11 protein-coding genes are annotated in these 12,846 nt (G+C 72.7%); 8 read left to right on the top strand and 3 right to left on the bottom strand.

What is annotated here, in order from left to right; genetic code table 11:
* Positions 1–122 precede the first annotated feature (122 nt).
* The gene (locus GSY65_RS05505) at positions 123–1,991 is read right to left on the bottom strand and encodes an AAA family ATPase (RefSeq protein WP_159766236.1); all 1,869 of its coding nucleotides are present in this window, start codon (positions 1,989–1,991) and stop codon (positions 123–125) included.
* 436 nt (positions 1,992–2,427) lie between these two features.
* Entirely contained in the window at positions 2,428–3,081 is a 654-nt protein-coding gene (locus tag GSY65_RS05500; protein WP_159766235.1) for a uridine kinase family protein, read from the bottom strand.
* Positions 3,082–3,255: 174 nt separating this feature from the next.
* Between GSY65_RS05500 and GSY65_RS05495 the strand changes: the two genes are divergently transcribed.
* The 4 genes from GSY65_RS05495 (at position 3,256) to GSY65_RS05480 (ending at position 7,268) form a co-directional block, all read left to right on the top strand.
* The gene (locus tag GSY65_RS05495; RefSeq protein WP_159766234.1) at positions 3,256–4,638 is read left to right on the top strand and encodes a peptidase C39 family protein; all 1,383 of its coding nucleotides are present in this window, start codon (positions 3,256–3,258) and stop codon (positions 4,636–4,638) included.
* A gap of 93 nt (positions 4,639–4,731) precedes the next feature.
* A complete protein-coding gene (locus GSY65_RS05490; RefSeq protein WP_159766233.1) occupies positions 4,732–4,875 on the top strand; it encodes an SCO1431 family membrane protein in 144 nt (47 codons plus the stop codon).
* 128 nt (positions 4,876–5,003) lie between these two features.
* A complete protein-coding gene (locus tag GSY65_RS05485; RefSeq protein WP_159766232.1) occupies positions 5,004–5,663 on the top strand; it encodes a TetR/AcrR family transcriptional regulator in 660 nt (219 codons plus the stop codon).
* A gap of 432 nt (positions 5,664–6,095) precedes the next feature.
* Positions 6,096–7,268, top strand: coding sequence for an acyl-CoA dehydrogenase family protein (locus GSY65_RS05480; RefSeq protein WP_159766231.1), 1,173 nt, complete (start codon positions 6,096–6,098; stop codon positions 7,266–7,268).
* A 542-nt stretch (positions 7,269–7,810) separates the two neighbouring features.
* Here the strand turns inward: GSY65_RS05480 and GSY65_RS05475 are convergent.
* Positions 7,811–8,236: a hypothetical protein gene (locus tag GSY65_RS05475; RefSeq protein ID WP_159766230.1), complete on the bottom strand. Its 426-nt coding sequence runs from the start codon at positions 8,234–8,236 to the stop codon at positions 7,811–7,813.
* A 268-nt stretch (positions 8,237–8,504) separates the two neighbouring features.
* Here GSY65_RS05475 and GSY65_RS05470 point away from each other — a divergent pair, with 268 nt between their 5' ends.
* The 4 genes from GSY65_RS05470 to fxsA all read left to right on the top strand — a co-directional run bounded on the left by GSY65_RS05470 (position 8,505) and on the right by fxsA (position 12,678).
* On the top strand, positions 8,505–8,945 hold the full coding sequence (locus GSY65_RS05470) for an Lrp/AsnC family transcriptional regulator (protein WP_033532524.1): 441 nt from the start codon (positions 8,505–8,507) through the stop codon (positions 8,943–8,945).
* A 68-nt stretch (positions 8,946–9,013) separates the two neighbouring features.
* Positions 9,014–10,618 (top strand): amidohydrolase, encoded by a 1,605-nt coding sequence (locus GSY65_RS05465; protein ID WP_159766229.1) that lies wholly within the window; start codon positions 9,014–9,016, stop codon positions 10,616–10,618.
* Positions 10,619–11,166: 548 nt separating this feature from the next.
* The gene (locus tag GSY65_RS05460) at positions 11,167–11,982 is read left to right on the top strand and encodes a polyprenol monophosphomannose synthase (RefSeq protein ID WP_159766228.1); all 816 of its coding nucleotides are present in this window, start codon (positions 11,167–11,169) and stop codon (positions 11,980–11,982) included.
* Positions 11,983–12,078: 96 nt separating this feature from the next.
* Positions 12,079–12,678: an FxsA family membrane protein gene (gene fxsA / locus GSY65_RS05455; protein ID WP_159766227.1), complete on the top strand. Its 600-nt coding sequence runs from the start codon at positions 12,079–12,081 to the stop codon at positions 12,676–12,678.
* The last annotated feature ends 168 nt before the right edge of the window (positions 12,679–12,846 follow it).

Below are 12,846 nucleotides of genomic sequence, written 5' to 3'. Positions count from 1 at the left end.
GCGTGCGTGGGCGGGTGCGGACGCATCACCCGCACCCGCCCACGCACGCGCACTCCCGTGCCACCGGGCGCACTCCCGTGCCACCGGGCGCACTCCCGCGCCACCGGGCGCCCCACCGGTAGTCACCGCGCCGACGGATCCTGCGGCCCCCGCCCCGACAGGACCTCCCCGTACGCCTGCATCAGATCCGGCAGCCGCAGCGTCGACAGGTCGTCCCGCGTCGGCACGCTCGGATATCCCGACAGCCGCAGATCCCGGTACGCGCAGCTCTTCTCGTACAGCGTCCGCAGGAACCGCCCGTTGCCCAGTTCGTCGATCCAGCCCTGCTCGACGACGTGCCCGGCGATGGAGCGCAGCTCCTCCAGGGCCTCCTCGTCCCACACGTCCCCGTTCTCCGCGGCGAGCACCTCACCGATCGCGGTGAGCTCCAGCGGCCGGTAGGAGGGGAAGTCGACCCGCGTCGTGAACCGCGACGACAGTCCGGGGTTGGTGGCGAGCAGCCGGTCCATCCCCTCCGGGTACCCCGCGAGGATCACCACGAGGTGGTCCCGGTTGTCCTCGGCCCGCTTCAGCAGCACCTGCAGCGCCTCGTCGCCGTACGCGTCCCCCTTGCCGTACCCGGAGTTGGACAGGGAGTACGCCTCGTCCACGAACAGCACCCCGCCGATCGCCGAGTCGATCAGCTCGTTGGCCTTCACGGCGGTCTGGCCGAGGTACTCGCCGACGAGATCCGCGCGCTGGGCCTCCACCAGATGGTCGCCGCCCAGCAGCCCGAGCGCGTAGAAGACCCGTCCCAGTATTCGGGCGACGGTCGTCTTCCCCGTCCCGGACGGCCCCGAGAAGACGAAGTGCCGCTTGGGAGGCTGCACGGGCAGCCCTTGCCCGGCCCGCAACCGCGCCATGTTCAGCTGCGCGGACAATGCCTTGACCTGCCGTTTCACCGGTTCCAGGCCGACCATCCGCTCCAGCTCGGCGAGCGCCTCCTCCAGCAGCTCGGGATCGGTCGGCCCGGCCGGCAGCGGATCGACCCGCACCGCGGACTTCTGCCGTACGAAGGTGTCGCCCGCCTCGGGCGGCAGCCCGCCCGGCGGTACGGGGTCCGGGTCGGAGAGCTTCAGGTCCCGGCCCTCGGCGTCGAAGAGCGGATCGAGGCCGTCGCTCCCGTCGAGCGCGTCCTGCCCGATCCCGGCGAGCGCGATCGCCGCGAGGTCGGCCGCGTCGTCGTACCCGTCCCCCTCGGCGATGGCCGCGAGCCGCGCGGAGGTGTCCATGAAGGCCGGGTCGACCCGGTGGACGGCCCGGTAGAGCGGCAGCGCGGCGGCGCTGCGCCCGGTCCCCTCGTGGGCCCGGGCCAGCCAGTAGCGCAGTTCCTTGCGCTGCGGCTGCTCGCTGCGGCAGCGCATCAGCGCCGCCGACAGCAGCGGCTCCGCCTGCCCGTACGTCTCCAGGCGGACCCGGGCCATCCCGCCGAAGAGACCGGCCTCGATACCGAGCAGGGGATCGTCGAGGAGGGGATCGGTATGCCGGACCAACTGCTCCCAGTCCTTGACCAGGTAGGCGCGGCAGGCGTGCAGGAAGCGCACCTGGGAGTCGGCGTCCACCGGCGGCAGCCCGGCGAGCGCCCGGTCCAGTTCGGGGACGTGGCGCCCGTCCAGCCAGTGCGAGGCGTGGGCGAGCAGCAGGTCGCGCGGGGTCTCCAGGACCGGCTGGACCCACCAGCCGAGCCAGTACCAGGAATTGAGGGTGCGGCGATGGCGGGCGCGCTGCTCCCCGAAGCGTTCCCGGTGCCGGAACATCCGCAGCAGGGCGGTGGTCGTGTCCACCCGCAGCGCGTGCAGCCCCAGCCAGCCGTCGGCCATGCCAGGGTCCATCCGCACCGCGGCGCGGAACTCCTCCTCCGCCTGTGGATAGGCGCCCATGGTGTAGGCGTCCACGCCTCGCAGCCAGGCGAGGTCGGCCGGAGCCTCGGGGCCCCGCGAGCCGAAGTCCATCACGTCCCCCACAAACCGTGCCCCCGTGTGGAAACCGAACGGGCCGGTGCCCGTCGGCAGCCTTCTCGAACCGCTGTGCCGCGGACGGGAGTTGCTTGGGTCACGTTGCCGCAACCGTCCGAAGGTCGCACCCAGAGGCATCGTACCTGCGGGTCGGGGGCCCACCGAAGGGTGCCGCAGGACTCGAATGACGAGGTGGGAGCAGACGGGGCGCATAGCGCACGGTGACGGAGGGTGAAGGAATCGTGCGCGGGGAGGGGTCCGGAGACCGGGCGAGGGCAGAACGAAGCCCCCGATCACGGGGGAACAACCGGGGGCTTCGCGTAGGAGGGCGGCTCCCATGGGCCGCACATTCAGAACGTAAGACCTGTACGGGCCCTCGGTCAAGCCGAGTTGAGGCACTCCGGGAACTTCTCTGGTATACGCCTTCACAAGTTCAACACATTGCCGATGGGTCGTCACCCTGAGTGAGATAGGGCCTCGAAAGAGGAGTCACAGCAGGTCCCGCCAGCACCTCGTATCCCGTCCTTCCCCCGCGAACCAGAAGATCGGCGAACGGCCGCGAAGGGTCCCCGGCGAAGTGCCGGCGCTCCGCCCGGACCCATCCGGCCCAGAACTCACGCTGTTCCTCCCCGTCCCGTGCCCGCCCCCGCGCCCATGCCTCCTCGTCTGGCAACTCCATCCACGCCAGCCCCGCCAGATACGGCCGCAGTGCCCGGCGTCCCGCACCGACCCCCTCGACGACGATCACGGGTTCCGGTGGCAGGGCGACACGAGGGCCGAAGGTCCGCTCCCGCCAGTCGTAGGGGGCGTAGCGCGCGGTGCCGCCGCGCCGCAGCGGTGCGACCACCTGGCCCAGCAGCCGGTCGGTCCACGCGAACAGTTCCTCGTGGGTGGCGATGTCGTCCAGATGGAGCACGGGGGCGTCCCCGAGCGCGCGGGCCAGCCGCTCGGCGAACGTGGTCTTCCCGGAGCCCGCGTGACCGTCGACGCCGACGAGCCGGACCGGCCCGCAGGAGGGCGGCAGCAGCCGCAACCGGTCGGCCAGGTCACTGACGGCGGGGTCCTCGGAGGCGGGGGAGGTGCGCATGCGCCGATTGAACACCGGGACGGGCGGTACCGGCACGCGCCAGTGGTATCGACCAATATCGGAGGGCGTGGCGACGCCCGAGGTGCTGGCAGAAGTCCGTGTCCGGCGTCCATAGTTGGCGAGCAGCCGTGCGCCTGAACTGTCTTTTACCGGACCACTGGGGGTCACCCGCCCATGTCGAGACTTTCCGAGCCGTCCCGCAGGACCGTCCTGACCGCAGCCGTGGCCACCGCCGCCGCTGCGGCCGGCGGAGCCGCCGTCCCGGCCGCCGCCGCGCCCCCGGTCCGGACCGAGGCGCCCGCACGCCCGGAGCGCGCGCCGGAGCGTCTGGTCGACCACCACGGGTGGACGTCGTACGCCGACTGGTGCGGCGGCACCTTTGAGGGCACCCGCGCGCAGACGGGGAAGCGGCCGGGGCTGGTGATCGGCTCCCCGGCCGGCACCACCGACTACACCGACCCGCACACCGGCCGCACGGCCACCTGGGAGTACGCGACCTGGACGTCGCCGGTGCACCGGCTCGCCGTGCCCGCCACGGAGGTCGTCCCCTCCTGGAACGCGCGCACCCCGCACGGCACCTGGCTCCAGATCGAACTGAAGGGCACCTACTCCGACGGCACCGACACCCCCTGGTACGTCATGGGCCGCTGGGCGTCGGGCGACGAGGACATCCGGCGGACCTCCCTCGACGGGCAGCAGGACGGCCGGAGCAGCGTCTGGACGGACACCTTCGCGATCGACGACCCCGCCAGCGGGCTGCGCCTCGCCTCGTACCGGCTGCGGCTGACCCTCCACCGCACTCCCGGCACCCGCCTCACCCCCACGGTCTGGCGCGTCGGCGCCATGGGCTCCGACATCCCCGACCGCTTCACCGTCCCGTCCTCCGCCCCCGGCCTCGCCCGCGAGCTGGACGTCCCGCGCTACTCCCAGGAGACCCACAAGGGCCAGTACCCGGAGTACGACAACGGCGGCGAGGCCTGGTGCAGCCCCACCTCCTCGCAGATGATCATCGAGTACTGGGGACGGAAGCCCACCGCCGAGGACCTGGCCTGGGTCAACCCGGAGTACGCGGACCCCCAGGTCTGCCACGCCGCCCGGTTCACCTACGACTACGCCTACGAGGGCTGCGGCAACTGGCCCTTCAACGCCGCGTACGCCGCCACCTACCAGGATCTCCAGGGCGTGGTGACCCGGCTGGGCTCGCTCACCGACCTGGAGAAGCTGATCGCGGCGGGCATCCCGGTGATCACCTCCCAGTCGTTCCTCGCCGCGGAGCTGACGGGAGCCGGCTACGGCACGGCCGGCCACCTGATGACGGTGATCGGCTTCACCGCCGACGGCGACGTCATCGCCAACGATCCGAACTCCCCGACCAACGAGGCGGTGCGCCGGGTCTACCTGCGGCGCGAGTGGGAGAACATCTGGCTGCGGACCAAGCGGTACAACGCCTCCGGCAAGGTCGTCTCCGGCACCGGCGGCGTCTGCTACCTCTACTTCCCCGCGCGGCCCACCTCCCGCCAGCGTGCCGCGCTCGCGGAGGTCGGGGTGCGCGTGTGACCAAGCTCTCGGCCGCGACCTCCCCGACCGGTGGCAAGGTGGACGCACGGTAGGGGGGAGTCCACCGCACATCGACCACACCAGTGAGCTGCCATGACCGCGACCTCTGCCACCACCGACGTCCGCACCCGCACGGGCGGCCCCGAGGACCGCGGCCCCGAGATCGCCGAGCACGTCATGGGCTGGACCCTCGTCGTGGTCGTCGCGATGCTCGTGACACAGCTGGGTCTGCTGTGACCCGCCACCCCGCCGATCCCGAGGCCTGATCCACCGCCCGATCTGTCGATCAGAGTTCGAACAAGCTGGTGGTGCGGGTCTGCCATACTGCGGGTTGTCCCGCTGGCAGTTGGAGACCAGGACCGAAATTGAACAGCAGTCAACAGCGCGGGATCGACCGTCCGCGGACCCGGGGCACGGACCGATCCCTAGCGCGCCGCTCCGAACTCATCTCCATCGGGCGCAAGTTGTTCGCCGACCGGTCCTACGACACGCTGTCGATGGACGACATCGCCAAGCAGGCGCATGTCGCCAAGGGACTGATCTACTACTACTTCAAGTCCAAGCGCGGCTACTACCTCGCGATCGTCGAGGACTCGGTGGCCGACCTGATCACGCACGCGGCCGGCGGTCTGAGCCTGCCGCCGGTGGAGCGGGTGCAGCGCACCATCGACTGCTATCTGCGCTACGCCCAGGACAACCAGGCCGCCTACCGCACGATCGTCAGCGGCGGCGTCGGCTTCGACGCCCAGGTGCACGCCATCCGGGACGGCGTCCGCGAGGCCATCGTCGCCACCATCGCCGAGGGCGCCTACGGCAGGAGCGACATAACCCCGGTGGTCCGCATGGGCCTGTTCGGCTGGGTCTGCGGGGTCGAGGGCGCCACCCTCGACTGGATCGACCGCCCGGGGCTGGACCGCGACACGATGCGCGAGCTGCTGGTCAAGATGCTGGGCGGGGCGCTGCGCGCCATCGAGGAGATCGACCCGTCGTACGCCGCCCCCGCGCCGGCCCGCCGCGACGGCTGACGCGACGCGTCGTCTCGGTACCGCCATCAGCTCCTCCACGGACTCCCTGCCGCCGCTGTCGCGGGCGGGCCGCGGACGTGGCCGACCGCCCTGGATCAGGCGCCGCCCGCCGCCCGCCGCCCGCCGCCCGCCGTGCCCGCCGCCCGGCGTGGAGACGGGGCGCACTGTCGGCGCCATGAGGACCGGGCCAATGGGTCAACAGTGCTGGCCGACCGGCTTCGACGGGTCGTTCCCCGGTCTTTATTCTCATTAGCGGTCGTTAACTGGTGACTCGGTGCCGCCGATCGGGCATACTCCAAGCGCCACAGCCGCTGACCAGCACACTTCCGAGATCCGGAGGGGCAGCATCGGCCACGGCCCGTAAGACCCGGCGGGGCCGCCCCATCCCTGGTGTGCGCCGCCGCAGTGCCCGACAGGGAGGAGAGCGTCGCCATGCCCGACCGCGCCCCGCAGCCGGTGGACCGTCAACTGCCCACGGAAGAGGCCCGGGATCTTATCTCGCTCGTCCGTGAGCTCGCGCAGCGGGAGATCGCCCCGTACGCGGCCGAGGAGGAGGACGCCGGTCGCTTCCCGCGTGAACTCTTCGGCCTGCTCTCGGAGTCGGGACTGCTCGGCCTGCCGTACGACGCCGAGCACGGTGGCGGCGACCAGCCGTACGAGGTCTATCTGCAGGTCCTGGAGGAGCTCGCCGCGGCCCGTCTCACCGTCGGCCTCGGCGTGAGCGTCCACTCCCTGGCCTGCCACGCCCTCGCCACCTACGGCACCAAGGAGCAGCAGGTCGAGCACCTCCCGGCGATGCTCGGCGGCGGTCTGCTCGGCGCCTACTGCCTCTCCGAGCCCTCGTCCGGCTCCGACGCCGCGTCCTTGCGGACCAGGGCGGTGCGCGACGGCGACGACTGGGTGATCAATGGCACCAAGGCGTGGATCACCCACGGCGGGATCGCCGACTTCTACACGGTCATGGCCCGCACCGGCGGCGAGGGCTCCCGCGGCATCACCGCCTTCCTGGTGCCCGGGGACGCCGAGGGGCTGAGCGGAGCCGCGCCCGAGAAGAAGATGGGCATGAAGGGCTCGCCCACCGCGCAGGTCCACTTCGACGGGGTGCGCGTCCCCGACAGCCGGCGCCTCGGCGAGGAGGGCCAGGGCTTCGCGATCGCCCTGTCCGCGCTCGACTCCGGGCGGCTCGGCATCGCGGCGTGCGCGATCGGCGTGGCCCAGGCCGCGCTGGACGAGGCGGTCGCCTACGCGACGTCCCGCCGGCAGTTCGGGCGCCCGATCGCCGACTTCCAGGGGCTGCGCTTCATGCTCGCCGACATGGCGACCCGGATAGAGGCGGGCCGCGCGCTGTACGTCTCCGCCGCCCGGCTGCGGGACGCGGGCCGGCCGTTCTCCAAGCAGGCGGCCATGGCGAAGCTGCTGTGCACCGACAACGCGATGCAGGTGACCACGGACGCCGTGCAGATCCTCGGCGGATACGGCTACACGGCCGACTTCCCGGCCGAGCGCTACATGCGCGAGGCCAAGGTGCTGCAGATCGTCGAGGGCACCAATCAGATCCAGCGCATGGTCATCGCCCGGCATCTCGCGGGTCCCGAGTCACGCTGAACGAATGGACGAAGCCGGCGGGGGAGCCGTCGCAGGGGCCGTGGAAGCCGAGCGTCGAGCTGCCGTACGAACTGCTCGTGGCGAACGGGTCGGCGCCCCCGAACCGACCGAGGCCGCTCGGGGGCGCCGCCAGCCGCACCCACTCCGGGTCATGACGCCCCGGCAGGGTGCGGCCCCCGTCCGCCCACGTCCGCATCAGGGCCCGGTAGATGGGCGGATCCTGCGACAGGGCCGCCCCATGGGGAACCGATTCTGCCGGGGCCGGGACGAAGATGTGCCGGCGATGTCCGGCCATGGGATACGTGGGGGTCATACCCGGTCAACGCGACAACCGGCGCGGCGGTCACCGCCCCGGTGAATCGTGTGCGCGTTCGCGACGGCCCCGGTCCGCGCGACAGGCGCACTCCCGAGGGCCGGACGCACCGAACCCGCTCCACGGCGGCCTGGAGCACGCCATGGCGCGGGGCGACCACGACCGCAGGTCTCGGGGGCGGTCACGCCGGCACGGGGCCGCGGAACCGGAGGGCCGAAGGGCCCGTGGATCAGGCGGCCTGGCGCCGTGTCATCGGCATCCGCATCGGGCGCGAACCCGGTCCGCCGACGTGCGAGAAGGGCTGTGTCCGCCAGTCGAGCCCCTGAGGGAGCGTCAACAGAAGGGCGGTGTCCTGCTCCTGCGGCTCCACTGACTCGTCCGCGGACCGGGCGTCGGCCGCCGAACGGCCCGTACCGGCACAGACCGTGAGCCCGAACGGGTTCCACGGCGACACGACCCGTGCGTGCTCCGGCAGGGCGTCCTCGTCGGACAGCAGGGCGATGGGCTGAGCGCAGTCCGGGCAGATGACCCGGTACATCTCGAAGGTGTCGTACGCGTCGAACTCGTCGTCCGGTTCGACGCCCTCCGGCTCGGGCTCGATGACCGGCTGGAGGCGCTTGGGCGCGGTACGACCAGGGCGCTTAAGACTCTGCATGGGATTCTCCCCCTCGGGCTGGGCCGTTCGGGCACTGCGGCCTCGACCACAGCAAGCACTTCCCGTCCCGTGTCAGCGGTAATCACGAGATCATCACGAAGCCTGTTCGGGTGCTGTGGCCTTCGTCACACGCCGCTCGCAGGTGCCCCGCCCACCGGCCCGACCCCCCCGGCGGCCCGCGGCGGCTCCCCGGTCACATCACGAACCGGGTATGACCTGCGTCGCTGAGGTATCCGAGGAGATCAACCGCCCTGTAGGTTCTTGCGCCATGGAGGAGCTGGACCGACAGATCGTGCAGCTGCTCGTCGCGGACGGGCGGATGAGCTACACCGACCTGGGCAAGGCCACGGGCCTGTCCACGTCGGCCGTTCATCAGCGCGTGCGCCGACTAGAGCAGCGCGGTGTCATCCGGGGCTATGCCGCGGTCGTGGACCCGGAGGCCGTCGGACTGCCGATGACCGCGTTCATCTCGGTGAAACCGTTCGACCCCAGCGCCCCCGACGACATCGCGGAACGCCTCGCCGGCGTGCCCGAGATCGAGGCCTGCCACAGCGTCGCCGGCGACGAGAACTACATCCTGAAGGTCCGCGTCGCCACCCCCCACGAACTGGAGGAGCTGCTGGCCCGCCTGCGCTCGCTCGCGGGCGTCTCCACCCGCACGACGGTGGTCCTGTCCACCCCGTACGAGGCCAGGCCGCCCCGCATCTGACCGCGGTCGGCCGCCGCCGGGCAACGCCCGGGTGCGACCGCGCCGGCGGCAGGCGCGAGACTGTCCCCATGAGTGAACGCACCGCCTCGTCGGACACCATGTTGCTGCGCGGAGGAGAGGTCCACAGCCCCGCCGACCCGTTCGCCACCGCGATGGTCGTCGAACACGGACAGATCGCCTGGGTCGGGTCCGAGGGCGCCGCCGACGCCTTCGCCGGGGGCGTCGACGAGGTGATCGACCTCGAAGGCGCCCTGGTCACCCCGGCGTTCACCGACGCCCATGTGCACACCACCTCCACCGGTCTCGCACTCACCGGCCTCGACCTCTCGGCCGCCCCCTCCCTGGAGGCCGCACTCGTTCTCGTCCGGGAATTCGCCGCCGCCCGCCCGGCCGACCGCGTCCTGCTCGGCCACGGCTGGGACGCCGCCCGCTGGCCCGGCGGCCGCCCCCCGACCCGCGCCGAACTCGACGAGGCCACCGGCGGGCGCCCGCTGTACCTGAGCCGTATCGACGTCCACTCGGCCGTCGCCACCACGGCCCTGCTCGACCTCGTCCCTGGCGCCGACCGCTTCGACGACGGCCCGCTGACCCGCGACGCCCACCACGCCGTACGGGCCACCGCCCTCGGCGCCATCACCCCCGCCCAGCGCACCGAGGCCCAGCGCGCGGCCCTCGCCCGCGCCGCCTCCCTCGGCATCGGCTCGGTCCACGAGTGCGCGGGCCCGGAGATCTCCTCGGAGGACGACTTCACGGCACTGCTGCGGCTCGCCGCCGAGGAGCCGGGCCCCCGGGTCGTCGGCTACTGGGCCGAGCGGGACGTCGCCAAGGCGCGGGCCCTCGGGGCCGTCGGCGCCGCGGGCGACCTCTTCGTCGACGGCGCGCTCGGCTCGCACACGGCGTGCCTGCACCAGCCCTACGCCGACGCCCCGCACACCGGCACCGCGTACCTCGACGCCGACGCCGTCGCCGCCCATGTGGTCGCGTGCACCGAAGCGGGCCTCCAGGCGGGCTTCCACGCCATCGGGGACGCCGCCGTGACCTCCGTGGTCGAGGGAGTCCGGGCGGCCGCCGAGAAGGTCGGCCTGCCCCGCGTGCGAGCCGCCCGCCACCGGGTCGAACACGCGGAGATGCTCACCCCCGACACCGTCGCCGCCTTCGCTGAACTCGGCCTCACCGCCTCCGTCCAGCCCGCCTTCGACGCGCTGTGGGGCGGTGCGGAGGGCATGTACGCCCAGCGCCTGGGTGCCGAGCGCGCCCGTGCCCTCAACCCCTTCGCCGCCCTCCTGCGGGCCGGTGTGCCGCTCGCCTTCGGCTCCGACAGCCCGGTCACCCCCCTGGACCCGTGGGGCACGGTCCGTGCGGCGGCGTTCCACCGCACGCCGGAGCACCGCGTGTCCGTGCGCGCGGCGTTCACGGCCCACACGCGGGGCGGCTGGCGTGCCGTCGGACGGGACGACGCGGGCGTCCTCGTCCCCGGCGCGCCCGCCGACTACGCGGTCTGGCGCACTGGGGAACTGGTCGTCCAGGCCCCCGACGACCGGGTCGCCCGCTGGTCCACCGACCCCCGTTCGGGCACCCCCGGCCTGCCCGATCTCAGCCCCGGGACCGACCTGCCCGTCTGCCTGCGGACCGTGGTGGCCGGACGCACGGTCTTCGTACGGCCGGGCGAGTGATCTCCACGGTGGGCGCGGGAGGGACGGCGGCCCGCCCCGCCGCCGCGCCACCTGCGCATCCTCCGCTCTCACCAGGCCACATAGAGAAGACCTGCAGGTCAGACGGCAGTTGACAGCGGGCAGCGGAGGGCCGGTAGGTTCTGCCGGGTCCACCACCGGACGTCCGACCGAGGAACTTCCTCAGAGTCGCCGAAGCGCCGCTGGGTCAGGGGTGGTGCGCCGCACCGGCGCACCACCGCTGGCAGCCAGGCCCAGGGTTCGCGCTCGGCGAGGGAACGTTCCGGCCCGGTCGGGTAGGTGCGACCCGGGTGGGGCCCGGCAGCTCAGTAGACAACGGCTCTCGGTCGACCCGCAGCCAGCGGGTCCCAGGTCGGCCCGAAGGGCACCGGGCCCCCATCCGCCGCGGCGGACGGCATCCCCCACGCCCCGCGGGGCGTGCTCCCGCGCACCCCCCGCCGAATCGGCGCCCCTCCGGACAGGAGGCGACACTCCATCGCAGGCCGCGGCCACTATGGTGGACCCCTGCGTACGGACTTGAAGGGGCAGCAGTGAACGACGGCGACGGGACCCTCGCGGCAGCAGGCCAGGAGAGGCGCTTCGGCCCGCTCGGCACGGCCTTGGTGATCATTCCGACCTACAACGAGGCGGAGAACATCAAGGCCATCGTCGGCCGGGTGCGCACGGCTGTCCCCGAGGCGCACGTCCTGGTGGCCGACGACAACAGCCCCGACGGCACCGGCAAGCTCGCCGACGAACTGGCCGCCGAGGACGACCAGGTCCAGGTGCTGCACCGCAAGGGCAAGGAAGGACTGGGCGCGGCCTATCTCGCGGGCTTCCGCTGGGGCATGGAGCACGGCTACGGCGTCCTCATCGAGATGGACGCGGACGGTTCGCACCAGCCCGAGGAACTGCCCCGGCTGCTGACCGCGCTCAAGGGCGCCGACCTCGTCCTCGGGTCCCGGTGGGTGCCGGGCGGCCGCGTGGTGAACTGGCCCAAGTCCCGCGAGTTCATCTCCCGCGGCGGCAGTCTCTACTCCCGGGTCCTGCTCGACGTCCCCGTCCGGGACGTGACCGGCGGCTACCGCGCCTTCCGCCGCGAGACCCTCGAAGGGCTCGGCCTCGACGAGGTCGCCTCCCAGGGCTACTGCTTCCAGGTCGACCTCGCCCGCCGGGCGGTCAAGGCCGGTTACCACGTCGTCGAGGTGCCCATCACCTTCGTCGAGCGCGAGCTGGGCGACTCCAAGATGAGCCGCGACATCCTCGTCGAGGCGCTGTGGCGGGTCACCGCCTGGGGCGTGGGCGAACGGGTCGGCAAGGTCCTCGGCCGCGAGAGCAGGAGCGCTGACCCGGACGGCAAGAGCTGACCCTGGCGGGGAGCCCGGATCGGGGTGTGGCGGGCCGGGGGACGGACTGATCGTTCCCTTATCCCGTCCTGAGACGGCGCCAGGCACACTGGAAGCATGACGACTGGCGCTTCGACCCCGACGACCCCGACGTACCCGGCCCGGCCCCGGCGCTCCCGGCTGCGCACGTTCCTGCCCCTGGGGATCGCCGCGTGGCTCGTGCTGGAGATCTGGCTGCTCTCGGTGGTCGCAAGCGCGGCCGGTGGGCTCGCGGTGTTCGTGCTGCTGCTCGCCGGGTTCCTCGCCGGGTCCGCGGTGGTCAAGCGGGCCGGGCGGCGGGCGTTCCGGTCGCTGACCGAGACGCTGCAACAGCAGGGCGGGGGCGGGCCGGCGCAGCCCGGTGCCGAGACCGGAAAGAACGAGGGCAACGGATTCCTGATGCTGGGCGGGCTGCTGTTGATGCTGCCGGGCATCGTCTCGGACGTCGTGGGGCTGGTGCTGCTGGTGCCGCCGGTGCAGAAGGCACTGGGGCGGTACACGGAGCGCACGTTCGAGCGGAAGCTGCGGGAGGCGGGAGCCGGAGGGCTCGGGGAGGCGTACACGCAGGCACGGATCCACCGGCCCGACGGCAAGGTCGTCCAGGGCGAGGTCATCAGGGACGAGCCGGCCGGCGGCGCCGACGAGCCGAGGGACGCGCGGCCGCCGGTGGGGTACTGAGGATCGGCGCCGGGGTGCCGAGGACGCGGCGGTGCCGGGAGCGGGTGGGCCGGTGGCCCCGCCCCCGCGCCTTACCCGCTGAGGAGGCTGGGGCACACGAGCGCGCAGCGCACGAAGACCGCGGGCGCCGTACGTCACGTACGGCGCCCGCGGTCTTCGTGCGCTCTG

It is taken from the genome of Streptomyces sp. HM190 (assembly GCF_009857135.1).
Classification (GTDB): Bacteria; Actinomycetota; Actinomycetes; order Streptomycetales; family Streptomycetaceae; genus Streptomyces; species Streptomyces heilongjiangensis.
This window is presented reverse-complemented; position numbering and strand designations above follow the sequence as displayed.

Excerpts from the sequence above, each read along its gene's own strand:
- GSY65_RS05505 (WP_159766236.1), bottom strand. The coding sequence starts at position 1,991 with ATGGACTTCGGCTCGCGGGGCCCCGAGGCTCCGGCCGACCTCGCCTGG.
- GSY65_RS05500 (WP_159766235.1), bottom strand. The coding sequence starts at position 3,081 with ATGCGCACCTCCCCCGCCTCCGAGGACCCCGCCGTCAGTGACCTGGCC.
- GSY65_RS05495 (WP_159766234.1), top strand. The coding sequence starts at position 3,256 with ATGTCGAGACTTTCCGAGCCGTCCCGCAGGACCGTCCTGACCGCAGCC.
- GSY65_RS05490 (WP_159766233.1), top strand. The coding sequence starts at position 4,732 with ATGACCGCGACCTCTGCCACCACCGACGTCCGCACCCGCACGGGCGGC.
- GSY65_RS05480 (WP_159766231.1), top strand. The coding sequence starts at position 6,096 with ATGCCCGACCGCGCCCCGCAGCCGGTGGACCGTCAACTGCCCACGGAA.
- GSY65_RS05475 (WP_159766230.1), bottom strand. The coding sequence starts at position 8,236 with ATGCAGAGTCTTAAGCGCCCTGGTCGTACCGCGCCCAAGCGCCTCCAG.
- GSY65_RS05470 (WP_033532524.1), top strand. The coding sequence starts at position 8,505 with ATGGAGGAGCTGGACCGACAGATCGTGCAGCTGCTCGTCGCGGACGGG.
- GSY65_RS05465 (WP_159766229.1), top strand. The coding sequence starts at position 9,014 with ATGAGTGAACGCACCGCCTCGTCGGACACCATGTTGCTGCGCGGAGGA.
- fxsA (WP_159766227.1), top strand. The coding sequence starts at position 12,079 with ATGACGACTGGCGCTTCGACCCCGACGACCCCGACGTACCCGGCCCGG.